The sequence below is a fragment of the Paenibacillus silviterrae genome, from assembly GCF_030167925.1.
Lineage (GTDB): Bacteria > Bacillota > Bacilli > Paenibacillales > NBRC-103111 > Paenibacillus_G > Paenibacillus_G silviterrae.
Genome location: NZ_JASKUT010000003.1, coordinates 1 through 13,219 on the forward strand (window position 1 = coordinate 1; position 13,219 = coordinate 13,219).

The following is a 13,219-nucleotide window of genomic DNA, read 5'->3' on the forward strand; positions in this document are numbered from 1 at the left end:
TAATGCGAAAAAAAGTCCCCGACGAAAGTTTTGAAAGGAGGAGGTTGTTCGTCGTGCATGAGGTTGTTCGGTTCGACCACATGCGGGTCGGTAAAAAGGGTGGAGGAAAGCACTGGACCCAGAAGGAAGTGGAGGCCAGAGAAGCAGCTGCAAAGAAGTTTCAGCGCAGAAAGAAGGCTAAGCTCAAGATTCCCGAGTGGCTATCCGATGAAGCACGTAAGGTATGGCGCAAGACGGTTAAGGACATGGAGGAATTGAAGTCCTTGATAAGGTCGATGAAGATGTGCTTGGAACCTACTGCGACGCCGTTGCAAAATACCAGGAATTGAACGGGCTGATTGACGAGCATGGATACACGGAGTACAATGCTGCCGGTTCAAAACAGGTCAGTTCCTACGTGAAGCGGCACAGAGCTATGCTAGGCTTATTCTTACTTATTCCAGCAAGCTCGGACTGAATGCGGATTCCAGGGCAAGACTAGCGAAGAAGGATTCTGAAGGTGGTGGGGACGATCCTAATGGGGACCTCTTCGATTGATTGGGAGGACGTTCACCCCACGAACCGTTATGCTGCAGAAATCGTCATGGGGATTCGCCCCAGCTGCCGCATGGAATACCTCGCGTGCGAACGTCATCTGAAGGATTTGCAGAGGCAGGCCACTGCTGACTTCCCGTATGTTTTTGATGAATCGCGTGCCAATCGTATTTTTGACTGGTTTGAAAAATGCTGCAGGCACGTGCGCGGCCCGTTCAGCGGTCAACTCATCGAACTTCTACCGTTCCAAAAGTTCGACCTCGGGTGCGTGTTCGGCTGGGTTCACATGGATTCCGGCAAGCGCAGGTTCAAAAAGCGTTCCACATGCGGGCGCGGGGTAACGTTAAATCCACCGAGATGAGCGGACTCGCCCTGTATGGTATGTGCAGTGATTGTGTGTATCCCCCAGGGCAGCCGGAGTTTAAACGGTACGAGGACAGCCCAGAGGTTGAGTGTGCTGCTGTAGATAAGGGTCAGGGCGAACGGGTGTGGGGCGATGCTCAGGAAATGGGGAAGAAAAGCCCCGACATCTTAAGGCGGCTGCGGATCAAGCGGACGTATATCGAGCATGCTTCACGCGGCGGGTGGCTGCGGCCTCTGTCAAAGGACACGAAGAACAAGGACTCTGGAGCACCCTGCATCGTCATCATTGACGAGTATCACGCCCATTCTTCAAGTGAGATCCACGACGTTCTGCAGTCCGGTTTCGGTAAGCGACTGCAGTCGCTGATGATGATCATCTCTACAGCGGGCAAGGATGCGGAGAACAGTCCCTGTAAGAAGGAATACGATTCCCTGTGCAAGATGATGAAGGGCGAAATCGACATGAACGAGGCATATTTTGTTATGATCCGGGAGATAGAGAAGGGCGATGACCCACACGATGAGAGCGTATGGGTTAAAGCGAACCCCATTCTGCAGGAGAATAACGAGTATGCCGAGGAGCTGCGCAATCAGATCCGGCGAGAGCATGACGATGCGTACAATACTGGTGACCCGGATAAAATCCGCGAGTTTCTGATCAAGCGGGTGAATCGCTGGCAAGCGGACAGCGAAAAGAAGTACATGTCCGGGATTATGGACAAATGGAAGGCCCTCGCGATACCTCGGGAGGATTTTTTGGCGTTGGTTCGCGGCCTGCCATGCTGGAAAGGCTTAGACCTTTCAAGACCACCGACCTAACAGCAGATGGAACCGTGTTTCACTTGGAGGACGGGCGTTTTGCCGTTACTGCTCACGGATACATCCAGAAGATGCCGTGAAGAAGCACGAGCACGGCGACCGCATTCCTTATACGGAATACATCGAAGGTGGTTGGTGTACCAAAACAGACGCGCTGTCGTGGATTACCGCAAAATCAAGGAGCGATTGAAGCAGGAGCAAGAGGAACAGCAGCTGGATATCAGCGAGATTTGCTTTGACGATTACAACGCGACGCACTTCGCCAGGAGCTGGGGATGGACGGATACACTATGGTGAAGATCCCGCAAACGATGAAGGTGCTCAACGGACCGACGAAGTTTTTCCGTGAGCTCGTGCTGCGGGGCAAGATCGTTCACGATGGGAGTCCGTTGTTGACCTGGTGCCTCTCCAATGCGATGGAGATCGAAGACACGAATGGGAACATCAAGCTGTCAAAGAAGAACAAGGACGACAGCCAGCGGATTGACCTTATCGCTGCCATAATCAATGCCATGGCTCGTGCCATGATCGGCGCAGGGAATATCGACGTATCCGAATTTGCCGAGGAAGACGTGCTCGAAAAACTGTGGGGATAAGGAGGTGATGCCTGTGTGTTAAAAACATTACGCCGGTGGGTTCACTGGCCTGAAAAACGGGAGGTCTTAGATCTCAATGATTCCCGGCTCTTGGAGCTGCTTGGGATCCAACGGGGGGACGTGGACGTTCGCGGCAGGAAGGCGCTGAAAGTAGAAACGGTGTATGCCTGCGTGAAGATTCTTTCCGAATCTATTTCGAAGCTCCCTCTCAAAGTATACAAGGAAGATGAGAGTGGGGTCCAAAAGCGACCCGTCATCATTTGATTGACCTGCTGCGGCTTCGACCGAACCCGCTCATGTCGGCTTCGGACTTCTGGAAGTGCACCGAGGCGCAGCGTAGTTTTGGCAACGCCTATGCGTACATTGAGGTGGATCAACGAACCGGCAAAGTTAGCGGCTTGTGGCCGATTGACCGAAGCAAGGTTACGATCTGGGTCGATGATGCCAACCTGCTGAGTGGGATCGGAAGTTTTATCAATGGGGGCACACGGCTTTGGTATGAAGTCGATATCGGAGGCGGCCAGAAGCGCAAACTGCTGCCGGATGAGATGCTGCATTTCAAGGGCAGCGTGACGCTGGACGGTATCGTCGGCATTAACCCGATTGAATACCTGCGTTCCTCCATCGAGAATGCAGCCAGCGCAAGTAAATTCATCAACAACTTTTACAAGCAGGGCTTGCAAACGAAGGGGCTTGTGCAGTACACCGGCACGCTCGATGAGAATGCGAAGAAAATTTTCCGTGAGCGATTCGAGGAAATGTCGAGCGGGCTTAGCAACAGTCACCGCATTGCCCTCATGCCTGTGGGGTACCAGTTTACTCCCATGGCGCTCTCGATGGCTGATGCGCAGTTTCTGGAGAATACGGAGCTCACCATTCGGCAGATCGCCACTGCCTTTGGCGTGAAGATGCACCAGATCAACGAGTTAACCCGGGCTACGTTCAACAATGTGGAGCAGATGCAGATGCAGTTTTACTCCGACAGCTTGCATCCCATCCTTACGGGGTATGAACAAGAGCTTACGTGGAAGCTGTTCTTGGATCACGAGATTCAGGAGGGTTATTACACGAAGTTCAATGTCGATAGCATCCTTCGGGGCGACCTGAAAACGAGGTACGAAGCCTATCGAACGGCGATCCAAGGCGGATTCCTGATGCCGAACGAGGCACGGGCCAAGGAAGATTTGCCTCCAGTGGCCGGAGGCGATCGATTGTACGCGAACGGGAACTTTATCCCGCTTGAAATGGCTGGCACGCAATACGTCAAGAAGGGAGGTGACAAGAACAATGAGCCAGGAGCTGAAGACGAAGGAAGCGAAGGAAGTAAGAGCGGTACCGATAACGATTGAGATCCGAGAGCAGAACGGAGGAGGGAGTGCCTTCCAAGCGAACGATCTCCGGCTCGATCAAGTTTAATTCACTGAGTGGAGAAATGCGGGACTATTACGGAGATTCCTTTGTAGAAGAGATCGCCACAGGCGCCTTCGATGAAAGCCTGAAAACCCGCGGCGTGGTCGGGTTATGGTCGCACCGAACAGATATGGTCCTCGGGAACACCAAGAGCGGCAACGCTGCGGATCGTAGCGACAGCTAGTGAGCTCCGTTTCGAGATCGACCTGCCGGATACGAGCATCGGCAATGATGTGTGGGAGACGATCAAGCGCGGGGACGTAGACGGCGTTTCCTTTGGCATGCGAGTGACTAAGGATAAATGGTCCAGCGAGAAGCGAGAGTCTGGCGGCAGGCTCTACAAGCGGTCGATACTGAACGCGGAGCTGTACGAAATTTCGCCGGTCGCCTTTCCGGCCTATCCGGCCAATGAGGTTTCGGTGCGCAGCCTGGATGATTACCGTAACGAGCAGCGCAGAGCTGCCACGGAGTATCAAAAAAGAAAACTGCTGCTCTGGAGCTCGATGCAACCTAGTCGGCTCCTTTTTTTATTCACATCAAACCCATATGGAGGTTTTTTCAATGTCCAAAGAATTACGCGCTATGCTTCAGCAACTGGAGCAAATGAAACAAGAAGTCCGGTCCTTCATCGCGGCGGACAAAATTGACGAAGCAGAGCAGCGCATGAATGATGTTCGCGCATTGAATAAGAAAATTGAACTGCATCGAGCGCTCGACGGAGAAGAACGCGACGGATTCGGAGGCGGCAAGCCGTATGAAGGCACCAACCCTCTGGAGTCCCGCGAGGATGCGCAGCTTGAGCAGGAATACCGCAGCGTATTCTTCAAGGCGATTCGACGTCAAGACGTTCTTCTTCCGACGAACGGAGCATCTTGAGGGAATATGAGAAGCGTGCCGTTATGCATGCTGGCGGGGCTACCGGCCAAGCTAACGAAATTCTTCACTGATTGTGCCGCAGGACATTCAAACTCGGATCATTGCCGTGACAAGACAACTGGTTGACCTTTCACAGTACGTAAATGTGCAAGGGGTAACGGCATTGAGCGGCAGCCGCGTGCTGGAGAGATCGAGGACATGATTCCGTTCCCTGAAATCGAGGAGTATGGTCTCATCGGCAATACAGACAACCCGCGTTTTATCCCAGTTACCTATCAAGTGAAAAAGCGTGGGGGAATTTTGCGTTGACGAACGAGTTACTTGCGGACAGCGATCAAAATATCGCTGAGTATGTGAGTAACTGGATCGGTCGAAAATCTGTTGTTACCCGAATACCTTGATTCTTGCTCAGCTCAACGCGATGGCAAAGACAGCGTTAACCAACTTTGATTCGATCAAGACGGTGCTGAACGTAACGTTGGACCCTGCGATCAGCGCCAACAGCATTATGCTCACGAACCAAGATGGCTATGACTGGATGGATAAACAAAAGGATTCCACCGGAAAGTACTTGCTTACAGACGACATTACCCAGCCGGGTCGAAAACTGTTCAAAGGCAAACCGGTTGCGGTTGTATCCAACCGTCACATGCCAAGCAATGCCACAGATCCGGCCAACATCAAGCGCCGCTGGTCATCGGGACCTGAAAGAGCTGATCGTCCTCTTTTCCCGTAAGTTCTACGAGCTCGCCAGCACCAAGGAAGGCGGCGACGCGTTCAAACGCGACACCACAGACCTTCGGGCCATCATCCGTGACGATTGCAAAACGTGGGACTCCGGTGCCGCGGTGTTCGGTGAACTGGATATCAACTAGGAAGGTGATTGCATGCTGACGACGATTGCGATCGCAAAGCAAATGCTCGGCATTGCGGAGGATGACATGACTCAGGACGGGCAGCTTACGCTCGCCCTGATCGCCTCGTCTCAGCGGATTGAGCAGGAGTGCCGAAGGTCGTTTAAAAAGCAATCGTACAAGGAAAGGGCGAGTGGATTGGGTCGCAATATTTTCCTCTGCGAAATTATCCTATCGAATCTGTTCAGCAGGTAAACGTTGATGGGGTGGAAGTGACCGATTTTACGAGAATGAGGGTATCCTGTTTCGGCGCTGTGGTTGGCCGAGCGGGAGCTTCAACTTGGAGGCAACTTATGTCGGTGGGTATGTTCTTCCCGAAGATGCGACGGAAGAAACTCCTTCTACACTGCCGAAGCCGTTAGAGTTTGCCTGCATCTTATTTGCCCAGACACTGCTTCGCACGCCGGAGCTATTACGGAGCGGGTCGGGGATATCTCTGTTACCTATGCCAACGAAGGCGACGAACTCCCTTCATCTGTGCGGGCTCTGGTCCTTCCTTACGTGAGTAGCTGGGGATGAGCAAAGCGAAGAAGACGCGCACCCGGCGTGCGAATGTCACGATCGATGAAACGACGATGCTACCGGATATCCTGCAGAAGCTCCAAAAGCTGACTTCCAGGAAGTACATATCGGGGTGGATGGTGGAGAGGAGATCGCTATGATCGCGGGCATCCTGGAACACGGTTCCATCAAAGGCAAAAATTCCAGCCCGAAGCTTCATTGGGGCCGGAAGAAAGAAAGCTGCGGCTACCATCTCTAAAATGGTGAAGGCCGGACTGCAAGCAATTGTCGAGGGGAATAAACAGCCTGAGGACTTGCTTCAGGAGCTCGGGGCCGCGGCAAAAGATCGCGTACTTCGGAACTTTGACCGTATAAGGACTCCTCCGTTGTCACCGATCTATGCTAAACGGAAGGGAAGTAACAAGATTTTGATCGACGAACAGAACCTTCGAGATTCGATTACCTATGTTGTGGTGAGCAAGAGGAGGAGGAGTCGATGATCTTTCGATTTGCCCCGGTCATTCGAAGGCACGCCAAGCCATATGCGGTTATACGCAGCGGGAAGGGACCTGGGACGCCGATGGGGTTATCAACCGTCAAGTGACCAGTGTATTCCGCACGCCGGGTAATTCAGCCAATTAAATCGGAATTGCTTCAGAGCGAGGGCGGGAGATACACGGGGGACGATCGCGTGTTGTATACCACTTCCAACATATTGAGGGTGACGTGGTGGAGTACCAAGGACATCGGTACACGATTGCCGAAGAAGCGCCTCGTGACTACGTGGATGTGCAGAAATACACGATGAACGGGTGAGTACGCATGATACCATTCCGAGCAATACGGACAGCAATGGTGCAGGGGCTATCGGTTCATCTTAGCCTGAAGGTCATTGAGATGAATGATATCGGAAGATGCCTCATATCCCTTCCTGACCTACGACTTTACGGATCTCGGGGGACCAGAGAATTCCGGTCTTCCGGTCGTTACGATAGAGGGTTCCAAACGGGTGACAAGGGAGACGGAGCTTTTGACGTCTCCTTCTTGTCTTACGCAGCTTCCAAAGCTGAATCGATTGAAAATGCATTGAGAGCACGCGACTGGCTCCTTTACGACCGGAAAGATACTTCTTTCATCCATAGGAGTAATCGTTGTAACTGTGGGTCAAATCACCAACAGGGACATTCAAATCGGCCGGAGTGGGAGCGGAGACATGGTTTTGATGTAGAATTTCGCATCACTAACATTATCGAAACCGAAGCCGAAGTAATTGAGAAGGTAACGGTAAAGGAGATGAACTAGCTTGAATGACGTTACTGTCACGATAGATATCCAGCGGCCAACACCGAAAATCGGGTTCGGCAAACCTTTAATACTCGGCTCTAGCGCTGCGGGAAATGCCTATAAGACGTATAAAACCTTATCAGCCGTCCTCGTGGACTATGCAAGCGCGACGGAGGAATACAAGGCAGCTTCCGCGCTGTTTGGGCAAGGGGATAACTCACCAACAGAAATCGCCATTATTGCCCGTAGGACGGGTAGCACGCCGGAAACTCTTGAGGAAGTGTTGGAAACATTGTTTCTCAAGGATTGGTATTACCTTATCAGTACGAGCACAGACCTTAACGATATTACAACCATCGCTGAGGCTGTGGAGCAGGATAACTCAAGGCAATATTTCTTCCGCACGAGCAGCAAGACGGACCTTGCCACGATCTTCGCTGAAGGATATACAAGAACAAACGGTTTTTATCACATCGCAGCGGAAGTAGCGAAGTACCCGGAAGCTGCATGGATTGGAAGGGCCGGCTCTGCTCCTCCGGGTAGCTTGACGTGGAAATTCAAACGCTGTCAGGGATTCAGCCTCTCGATATCGATTCGACTGAATTGGAGAGTATTCACGCTCTTGGTGCAAACACTTACGTTACGAAAGCCGGAGACAACGTGACCAGTGAAGGGAAGACGATGAGCGGGGAATACATCGATATCATCCAATCCAAGGATTATCTTGTTTCCTCAATCGAGTTCGCTGTTCAAAAGCTACTTAACTCGAAGGATAAGATCCCTTATGACAATGGAGGTATCTCCCAGATTGAAGCGACAACGAAAACAGTGCTTCAACGGGCAGACAACAACGGGATGATTGCCAAGGATACAGATGGCATCAGCTTGTTTGGAACCTCCTTCAAGGCACGTTCCGAGGTAGATCCAGCGGATCGTGCAGTTCGCGAGTACAACGACGGGACATTCTGGTTCGAGCTCGCTGGGGCAATCCATAAGACTCGCATTCGCGGTACCATTAAACTGTAAAGGGGGAGCTTTCATTGCCAGCAAAGACTTATGATCCAAGCGACGTGAGCGTCATTGTCGATAACGTGTATATCACGGGTCTCGGCGAGGACATGGTAGAAGTGTTAAGGATGAAGATGGCTACGAGCCGAAGGTGGGAGCCCAAGGCGATGTCATCATTGCTAAAATAACAATAAGCTGGGCACCATTACGATCACTGTCCAATCCTCAAGTCCTGCTATTGCTCACTTGGACCGTCTTGCCAATAGCGGGAGATTGGTACCGGTGAGTGTAATCTATTCTGGAGATCCGAAGGAAACCTCTTCCGCAACGGAAGCTTATGTAAAGAAGCCTGCAGACCGTACCTACGGCAAGTCAGCAGAAGACCGTGAGTACGAGCTGCAGTGCCTTGACCTGAAAATGGAGTAAGCTGCATTAACCAAAATCCCAAGCGGTTGGGATTTTGGTTTTTCTTTAAAACATATTACAAAGCGAGGAGCAAATGAACCATGAAAAACTTCAAGCAAAAACAGTACACTTCCAAATCCGGCACAAAATATACCTTTCAATTTCCGGCATCCGGTCCGTAACCAAAATCAACGATCGATCAAGAACAAACACGGCATTCCACAGGATGAAAAACTTGCCGACGAAATGCTAGAACACGTCATTGTGAATCCGAAAATGAAGATGGATGACTTTTCATCGATTCGAGAGTTTAACGAAGTTGTCCAGGAAGCTTATAAGTTCGTGAATGGTCTAGATGAGCAAACGGAGGATTCTTTTCGACAAGAAGAAGGCGGCGCGGGAGAGGGCTGAACGTAACTGGCCGCAATGGAGGCTGCTGTGCGCTCAGATGGTGACATACTCCGAACTGGATTTAATGGACCAGAATGACATTTTGGAAGCTAATGCAGCTCTTGATCTTCATATCGAAATGCAGGAAAAGATGCTCCAAAGGCAAAGGGGACGCCGCCAGGGAGAGGAAGGAGGTAAAACATGGGCATTATCGGCAATCTTATGTTTGCCGTTGGCTTCAAGGTGACGAATAAAGCCGTTCAAAATGCGGATAAGGACCTCCAGAACCTTCGGCGCAGCACAGACGAAGTAGACGATTCGATAACAGGGCTCGGCAGGGGATTCAGCATGTTCGCTTCGGTTAGTGCCGGTGCTTTGGACGCAGTAGCTGTTGGCGTTGCAACTCTCGGATATAAAGCGTTCAATGCGGCTCGGGAATACGAGCAAGCCATGGGCAGGATCGAAGGGGCCACGGGTTCCGTGGGTGAGTTAATGGACGAAACCCGCGGAATAGCAGCGAGGCTGTATGAGCAAAACTACGGTGAGAATTGGGGGTGATCTTGCGGGGTCCATCTCTTTGGTGAAGCAGATCACCAAAGAAACGGGAGACCAACTTGAAGAAACCGCAAGGAATGCGATGCTTCTTCGGGACAACCCGGACATTGGCTTCGAGATCACAGAATCCCTCCGGGCGGCACGCGGCATGATGAAAAACTTTGCATCGAATCAGACGCGGCATACAACCTGATGGCACAAGGAGCGCAGCAAGGACTCAACGCAAATGGAAATTTGCTCGACTCCGCGAATGAGTATTCCGTATTCTTCAAATCACTTGGATTCTCAGCCAACGAAATGTTTGATGTTTTCGGAGCGGGGATGGAGAACGGGGGCTTTCGACCTTGACAAAGTCGGTGATGCTGTAAAGGAGTTTAACATCCGGGCAAAAGATGGCTCCAAAACAACGATCGAGGCGTATCAAATGCTCGGGCTGAATGCTGAGGAGATGATGCAGACCTTTGCAAGAGGCGGGCCCGAGGCGAAGGCTTCTTTCAGTCAGATCATGCAAATGATCGATGCGATTGAAGACCCTGTCGAACGCAACACCGTTGGAGTATCGCTGATGGGTACCCAATTCGAGGACTTGGAAGCGGGTATCGTTTCGGCTATGGGGTCAGCCCGCAGCCAGTTTGATATGACGAAAGATACCATGGAGGAGCTTAACAGAATTAAACTGGAAGAGCCGGTCATGCGATGCAAATTTTTTGGAGGCAATTTGAGACGGGTATCCTTATCCCGATAGGTGATAGGTTTCTTCCTGTTGCGGACCGCTTTCAGAAATGGGTGATAGGGATTAATCCCGCTATCCAAAGTCTTGGGCAGGTAATCGTAACCGGCATTGGTATTGCTTTTGCCATATCCGAAGGAGCGATATCAGGTGTGAGTGATGCGATTCAGTGGTCGACACAATTTTTGAGGACCACCAATTCGCTATAAGCATCACAGCCGGGATTATCACTGCATTCTTCTTACCTGCATTGATCAGCTCGGGTGTTCAGGCAACGATCGCTGGAGCTAAAAATATCTGCCGGGTTCATCGCATCCATGGCTACTACCGCATGGCAAGCGACGGTGACGGGAGCTACGATTACAGGGCAGCTCGTCATGGCGATGCTCAGCTATGCGGCACAGGGTTGGGCAACAGCCACATCCATCGCGCTCACTACCTCTGCATGGATTGCACAGCGGACTGTCATGGCCGTTTCAACAGGGCTTACATGGGCGATGACAGCCGCACAGTGGGCGCTCAATGCAGCGTTTTGGGCTAACCCTATGACCTGGGTAATCGCAGGCATTGTTGCCCTCATTGCTGCAGTGGTGTGGATGGTTGCCAACTGGGATATGGTAAAGGAAAAGGCATTCGAGGTATGGGGTTGCCATTCGCGATGCATGGGAAGAGCAATGGACTTTTTAGAGTCCATCGATCTCGTTCAAATTGGAAAAGATATACTTAACGGGTTGATCCACGGCATTACCTCAATGGGAAGTGCCGTATGGGACGCTGCCAAGGGCATCGGCAAAGGGATTAAGGACAGCATCACTGGCTTCCTTGACATCCATTCACCATCCCGCGTAATGATGGAGTAGGATTCTGGACCGGAGAAGGATGATCGAAGGCCTTGCAGGCACGGAAAGCGATGTTTCCGGCGTCGCCGGTGGATTGGCAGAAGAAGCAGTTGCTCCATTTGAAGAATCCCAATACGCATTGCCATCCACGATGCCAGCAACTGCTACGCAGGCCAATCCTTACGGATCTTCATCAAACATTCACCGATTCAACTGGTCGTAGAAGTAAAGGGGACAACACCTATCTCTGAGTCCAATGCAATCAACATAGCAGATGGAGTTAAACCTGTGCTTGTGGAAGCGGTCGAGAGTGCCATCCGTCGACTTGATTGGATTCAGGTATGGTGGAGGTGGAGACGTAATGGCTTACCCTGAACGGCAATGTATATCCTAGTGGAAGATGAGGATCCAGATTAATGATGTGGATGTCACAGAACAACCGGTAGAAAGCGGTATTAACATCTCGGATCACGTTCAGCCTAAAGCCCGGTTCATGACCATTACCGGGTACGTGGTCGGGGATGATGCGGCAGAAAAACGAGCTGCAATCATTGCCTTAATGAATCGGGGTCCATTGTGGAATACGATGGGCGAAATTATTTCGTGGGTCTTATCACAAGCCTGAAACCAAAGCATAATAGCCGAGTAGCCAACGGGTTTGCATTCTCTATGACCCTCAAAGAGGTTCGGACCGCTAAAACCTCCTATATTGAAACGTTGGAGGCTCCTATTCGTGCCCAGGTTGCTCCCGTGATCAGTTCTGGACGAAAGCAAACGAAGTCAAGAAAAAAAGATGACGAGGTCAAAAAGGTTACATTCAAGGCTGGAAGCCCATGGGCTGAAGGGTAAGGTGCCATGATGGAGTATATTGAGATTCAAAAGAAATCTGTACCGTATCGGTTTGATATTTCTTTGGCCGGTACGGTTTTTATTTTTGAGATTCACTAGCAACAGCGAATTCGATTTTCTTTACCGTGGATCTAACTAGAGATACGGAAACCCTAGCCACAGGCGAGAAGATCGTCTATGGAATTCCCTTGTTCGCTGATATTTGGGATAATCGCTTTCCCGCTGTCGATATTGTACCGCTGGACATGGCCTCTAACACGGATCAAGTAACGTGGGAAACCCTCGGCGAGAAAGTCCTGCTCTACGTGGTGAGCCGCGATGAGTAACTTTGGAAGAGTGGTAGAGGTAATGGTCAACAACATGATGTTCTCTAGCGATGATTTCGCCATCGAGGGCTCGGTACCGTTTGATAATGATCCGCTTCCCAATGAGAGCGAGATTAAGATTTGGAACCTACACAGGACACGATCGAGCGAATTCAACGCGGCGATGTGCTAACAATTAACGCAGGCTACAGGGGGGATGTAGGAGTCATCCTCCACGGGTTTATTTCCAAGGTTCATACAAAACGCGAGGGCGTCGACAAGATCACGACGATCTATGTTTTAGATTCAGAGGATCTTTCTAGCCGTAAGCTAACTGATGTGGCCTATGCAGAAGGCACCCTTGCTTCCTACATCCTTAAAGAAATGGCCGCGCAGTTAGGTCTGCCAATCGCACAATTCGAACTTAATCAGGATTACCGCTATGAGGATGGTTACACTGCCAGTGGTGAGGTGACCAAGATCATTAGCGATATCGCGGCGGATTGTGGAACAAGCGCTTACGTCAATAAGGGGAAACTATACATTCGCAACTTGCGAAGAGGGGCCGATGACGTATTCTCCTTAAATGTCGAGACGGGCATGATTGGATCGCCTGAACCCTTCGAGATGAAACATTTCAAGGGCTATAACCTGAAGTCTCAACTGCAATACCGGATAACGACAGCTTCTATAATTGATGTGACCAGCTCGTACTTCGAAGGCAGGGTTCACGTGAGAAGTGGGAGTCACACGTTCAGTCGCACTGGTGACTTCATCACGGAAGTGGAGGCGATTTTGCCATGAATAAAAATGACCCATCTAAGCCTTTGGCTGAGCTTGC

The 13,219-nt window shown here is 51.0% G+C and carries 28 protein-coding genes and 2 pseudogenes; all 30 read left to right on the forward strand.

The features are described from left to right. Nucleotides 1-329: pseudogene (locus QMO62_RS32535) on the forward strand (hypothetical protein); the annotation flags it as partial. Then, nucleotides 284-457 carry a hypothetical protein gene (locus QMO62_RS32540; RefSeq protein WP_284646758.1) on the forward strand — a complete coding sequence of 58 codons (174 nt, stop codon included), beginning with the start codon at nt 284-286 and terminating at the stop codon, nt 455-457. The pseudogene QMO62_RS32535 and the gene QMO62_RS32540, both read left to right, overlap by 46 nt. Before the next feature lie 150 nt (nt 458-607). Continuing rightward, nucleotides 608-895: a hypothetical protein gene (locus tag QMO62_RS32545; RefSeq protein ID WP_284646759.1), complete on the forward strand. Its 288-nt coding sequence runs from the start codon at nt 608-610 to the stop codon at nt 893-895. Continuing rightward, entirely contained in the window at nt 892-1,716 is an 825-nt protein-coding gene (locus QMO62_RS32550; RefSeq protein ID WP_284646760.1) for a terminase large subunit domain-containing protein, read from the forward strand. Before QMO62_RS32545 ends, QMO62_RS32550 begins: the two co-directional genes overlap by 4 nt. A 135-nt stretch (nt 1,717-1,851) precedes the next feature. Beyond that, the gene (locus QMO62_RS32555; RefSeq protein WP_284646762.1) at nt 1,852-2,013 is read left to right on the forward strand and encodes a hypothetical protein; all 162 of its coding nucleotides are present in this window, start codon (nt 1,852-1,854) and stop codon (nt 2,011-2,013) included. Next, nucleotides 1,992-2,312 (forward strand): terminase TerL endonuclease subunit, encoded by a 321-nt coding sequence (locus QMO62_RS32560; protein ID WP_284646763.1) that lies wholly within the window; start codon nt 1,992-1,994, stop codon nt 2,310-2,312. The genes QMO62_RS32555 and QMO62_RS32560 overlap by 22 nt, the downstream gene beginning before the upstream one ends. A gap of 15 nt (nt 2,313-2,327) precedes the next feature. Next, the gene (locus QMO62_RS33310; RefSeq protein WP_348651748.1) at nt 2,328-2,576 is read left to right on the forward strand and encodes a hypothetical protein; all 249 of its coding nucleotides are present in this window, start codon (nt 2,328-2,330) and stop codon (nt 2,574-2,576) included. Then, nucleotides 2,573-3,661 carry a phage portal protein gene (locus QMO62_RS32565; protein WP_348651749.1) on the forward strand — a complete coding sequence of 363 codons (1,089 nt, stop codon included), beginning with the start codon at nt 2,573-2,575 and terminating at the stop codon, nt 3,659-3,661. The genes QMO62_RS33310 and QMO62_RS32565 overlap by 4 nt, the downstream gene beginning before the upstream one ends. Next, nucleotides 3,658-3,906 carry an HK97 family phage prohead protease gene (locus QMO62_RS33610; protein ID WP_372516762.1) on the forward strand — a complete coding sequence of 83 codons (249 nt, stop codon included), beginning with the start codon at nt 3,658-3,660 and terminating at the stop codon, nt 3,904-3,906. The genes QMO62_RS32565 and QMO62_RS33610 overlap by 4 nt, the downstream gene beginning before the upstream one ends. Nucleotides 3,907-3,928: 22 nt before the next feature. Then, entirely contained in the window at nt 3,929-4,369 is a 441-nt protein-coding gene (locus QMO62_RS33615) for an HK97 family phage prohead protease (RefSeq protein WP_372516763.1), read from the forward strand. After that, nucleotides 4,284-4,598, forward strand: coding sequence for a hypothetical protein (locus QMO62_RS32575; protein WP_284646814.1), 315 nt, complete (start codon nt 4,284-4,286; stop codon nt 4,596-4,598). Before QMO62_RS33615 ends, QMO62_RS32575 begins: the two co-directional genes overlap by 86 nt. Nucleotides 4,599-5,019: 421 nt before the next feature. Next, entirely contained in the window at nt 5,020-5,334 is a 315-nt protein-coding gene (locus QMO62_RS32580; protein ID WP_284646764.1) for a phage major capsid protein, read from the forward strand. Next, nucleotides 5,258-5,473: a hypothetical protein gene (locus QMO62_RS32585; protein WP_284646765.1), complete on the forward strand. Its 216-nt coding sequence runs from the start codon at nt 5,258-5,260 to the stop codon at nt 5,471-5,473. Before QMO62_RS32580 ends, QMO62_RS32585 begins: the two co-directional genes overlap by 77 nt. Nucleotides 5,474-5,485: 12 nt before the next feature. Beyond that, complete coding sequence (locus tag QMO62_RS32590) at nt 5,486-5,707, forward strand: hypothetical protein (RefSeq protein WP_284646766.1); 222 nt, start codon at nt 5,486-5,488, stop codon at nt 5,705-5,707. Nucleotides 5,708-5,792: 85 nt separating this feature from the next. Further along, nucleotides 5,793-6,017, forward strand: a complete 225-nt coding sequence (locus tag QMO62_RS32595) for a hypothetical protein (RefSeq protein ID WP_284646767.1) — start codon at nt 5,793-5,795, stop codon at nt 6,015-6,017. Between the two features lie 10 nt (nt 6,018-6,027). Continuing rightward, nucleotides 6,028-6,174 (forward strand): hypothetical protein, encoded by a 147-nt coding sequence (locus QMO62_RS32600; RefSeq protein WP_284646768.1) that lies wholly within the window; start codon nt 6,028-6,030, stop codon nt 6,172-6,174. Nucleotides 6,175-6,835: 661 nt separating this feature from the next. After that, the gene (locus QMO62_RS33655) at nt 6,836-7,315 is read left to right on the forward strand and encodes a phage neck terminator protein (protein ID WP_443690018.1); all 480 of its coding nucleotides are present in this window, start codon (nt 6,836-6,838) and stop codon (nt 7,313-7,315) included. A 1-nt stretch (nt 7,316) separates the two neighbouring features. Next, on the forward strand, nt 7,317-7,961 hold the full coding sequence (locus QMO62_RS32605; protein WP_284646815.1) for a hypothetical protein: 645 nt from the start codon (nt 7,317-7,319) through the stop codon (nt 7,959-7,961). Continuing rightward, on the forward strand, nt 7,958-8,323 hold the full coding sequence (locus QMO62_RS32610; RefSeq protein ID WP_504928726.1) for a hypothetical protein: 366 nt from the start codon (nt 7,958-7,960) through the stop codon (nt 8,321-8,323). Before QMO62_RS32605 ends, QMO62_RS32610 begins: the two co-directional genes overlap by 4 nt. 14 nt (nt 8,324-8,337) lie before the next feature. After that, nucleotides 8,338-8,493, forward strand: coding sequence for a hypothetical protein (locus tag QMO62_RS32615; protein WP_284646771.1), 156 nt, complete (start codon nt 8,338-8,340; stop codon nt 8,491-8,493). Between the two features lie 94 nt (nt 8,494-8,587). Next, nucleotides 8,588-8,731 (forward strand): hypothetical protein, encoded by a 144-nt coding sequence (locus QMO62_RS32620; RefSeq protein ID WP_284646773.1) that lies wholly within the window; start codon nt 8,588-8,590, stop codon nt 8,729-8,731. Nucleotides 8,732-8,956: 225 nt separating this feature from the next. Further along, nucleotides 8,957-9,121: a hypothetical protein gene (locus tag QMO62_RS32625; RefSeq protein WP_284646774.1), complete on the forward strand. Its 165-nt coding sequence runs from the start codon at nt 8,957-8,959 to the stop codon at nt 9,119-9,121. A gap of 180 nt (nt 9,122-9,301) precedes the next feature. Beyond that, nucleotides 9,302-9,658 carry a hypothetical protein gene (locus QMO62_RS32630; RefSeq protein ID WP_284646775.1) on the forward strand — a complete coding sequence of 119 codons (357 nt, stop codon included), beginning with the start codon at nt 9,302-9,304 and terminating at the stop codon, nt 9,656-9,658. Then, nucleotides 9,627-9,848, forward strand: coding sequence for a hypothetical protein (locus QMO62_RS32635; RefSeq protein ID WP_284646776.1), 222 nt, complete (start codon nt 9,627-9,629; stop codon nt 9,846-9,848). Before QMO62_RS32630 ends, QMO62_RS32635 begins: the two co-directional genes overlap by 32 nt. Before the next feature lie 111 nt (nt 9,849-9,959). Then, nucleotides 9,960-10,400: a hypothetical protein gene (locus QMO62_RS32640; RefSeq protein WP_284646777.1), complete on the forward strand. Its 441-nt coding sequence runs from the start codon at nt 9,960-9,962 to the stop codon at nt 10,398-10,400. Nucleotides 10,401-10,702: 302 nt separating this feature from the next. Next, the gene (locus QMO62_RS32645; RefSeq protein WP_284646778.1) at nt 10,703-11,245 is read left to right on the forward strand and encodes a hypothetical protein; all 543 of its coding nucleotides are present in this window, start codon (nt 10,703-10,705) and stop codon (nt 11,243-11,245) included. Between the two features lie 19 nt (nt 11,246-11,264). Further along, entirely contained in the window at nt 11,265-11,447 is a 183-nt protein-coding gene (locus QMO62_RS32650; protein WP_284646779.1) for a hypothetical protein, read from the forward strand. A 177-nt stretch (nt 11,448-11,624) separates the two neighbouring features. Next, nucleotides 11,625-12,073: pseudogene (locus QMO62_RS33500) on the forward strand (phage baseplate protein). A 125-nt stretch (nt 12,074-12,198) separates the two neighbouring features. Continuing rightward, the gene (locus tag QMO62_RS32660; protein ID WP_284646781.1) at nt 12,199-12,399 is read left to right on the forward strand and encodes a phage baseplate plug family protein; all 201 of its coding nucleotides are present in this window, start codon (nt 12,199-12,201) and stop codon (nt 12,397-12,399) included. Between the two features lie 120 nt (nt 12,400-12,519). Continuing rightward, a complete protein-coding gene (locus QMO62_RS32665) occupies nt 12,520-13,182 on the forward strand; it encodes a phage protein (RefSeq protein WP_284646782.1) in 663 nt (220 codons plus the stop codon). The last annotated feature ends 37 nt before the right edge of the window (nt 13,183-13,219 follow it).

What these genes read in the sequence shown, in the direction of transcription:
- QMO62_RS32545 (WP_284646759.1), top strand. Translation starts at nt 608, where the DNA reads ATGGAATACCTCGCGTGCGAACGTCATCTGAAGGATTTGCAGAGGCAG.
- QMO62_RS32550 (WP_284646760.1), top strand. Translation starts at nt 892, where the DNA reads ATGAGCGGACTCGCCCTGTATGGTATGTGCAGTGATTGTGTGTATCCC.
- QMO62_RS32560 (WP_284646763.1), top strand. Translation starts at nt 1,992, where the DNA reads ATGGACGGATACACTATGGTGAAGATCCCGCAAACGATGAAGGTGCTC.
- QMO62_RS32575 (WP_284646814.1), top strand. Translation starts at nt 4,284, where the DNA reads ATGTCCAAAGAATTACGCGCTATGCTTCAGCAACTGGAGCAAATGAAA.
- QMO62_RS32580 (WP_284646764.1), top strand. Translation starts at nt 5,020, where the DNA reads ATGGCAAAGACAGCGTTAACCAACTTTGATTCGATCAAGACGGTGCTG.
- QMO62_RS32585 (WP_284646765.1), top strand. Translation starts at nt 5,258, where the DNA reads ATGCCACAGATCCGGCCAACATCAAGCGCCGCTGGTCATCGGGACCTG.
- QMO62_RS32590 (WP_284646766.1), top strand. Translation starts at nt 5,486, where the DNA reads ATGCTGACGACGATTGCGATCGCAAAGCAAATGCTCGGCATTGCGGAG.
- QMO62_RS32600 (WP_284646768.1), top strand. Translation starts at nt 6,028, where the DNA reads ATGAGCAAAGCGAAGAAGACGCGCACCCGGCGTGCGAATGTCACGATC.
- QMO62_RS33655 (WP_443690018.1), top strand. Translation starts at nt 6,836, where the DNA reads ATGATACCATTCCGAGCAATACGGACAGCAATGGTGCAGGGGCTATCG.
- QMO62_RS32625 (WP_284646774.1), top strand. Translation starts at nt 8,957, where the DNA reads ATGCTAGAACACGTCATTGTGAATCCGAAAATGAAGATGGATGACTTT.
- QMO62_RS32630 (WP_284646775.1), top strand. Translation starts at nt 9,302, where the DNA reads ATGGGCATTATCGGCAATCTTATGTTTGCCGTTGGCTTCAAGGTGACG.
- QMO62_RS32635 (WP_284646776.1), top strand. Translation starts at nt 9,627, where the DNA reads ATGAGCAAAACTACGGTGAGAATTGGGGGTGATCTTGCGGGGTCCATC.
- QMO62_RS32640 (WP_284646777.1), top strand. Translation starts at nt 9,960, where the DNA reads ATGTTTTCGGAGCGGGGATGGAGAACGGGGGCTTTCGACCTTGACAAA.
- QMO62_RS32645 (WP_284646778.1), top strand. Translation starts at nt 10,703, where the DNA reads ATGGCTACTACCGCATGGCAAGCGACGGTGACGGGAGCTACGATTACA.
- QMO62_RS32650 (WP_284646779.1), top strand. Translation starts at nt 11,265, where the DNA reads ATGATCGAAGGCCTTGCAGGCACGGAAAGCGATGTTTCCGGCGTCGCC.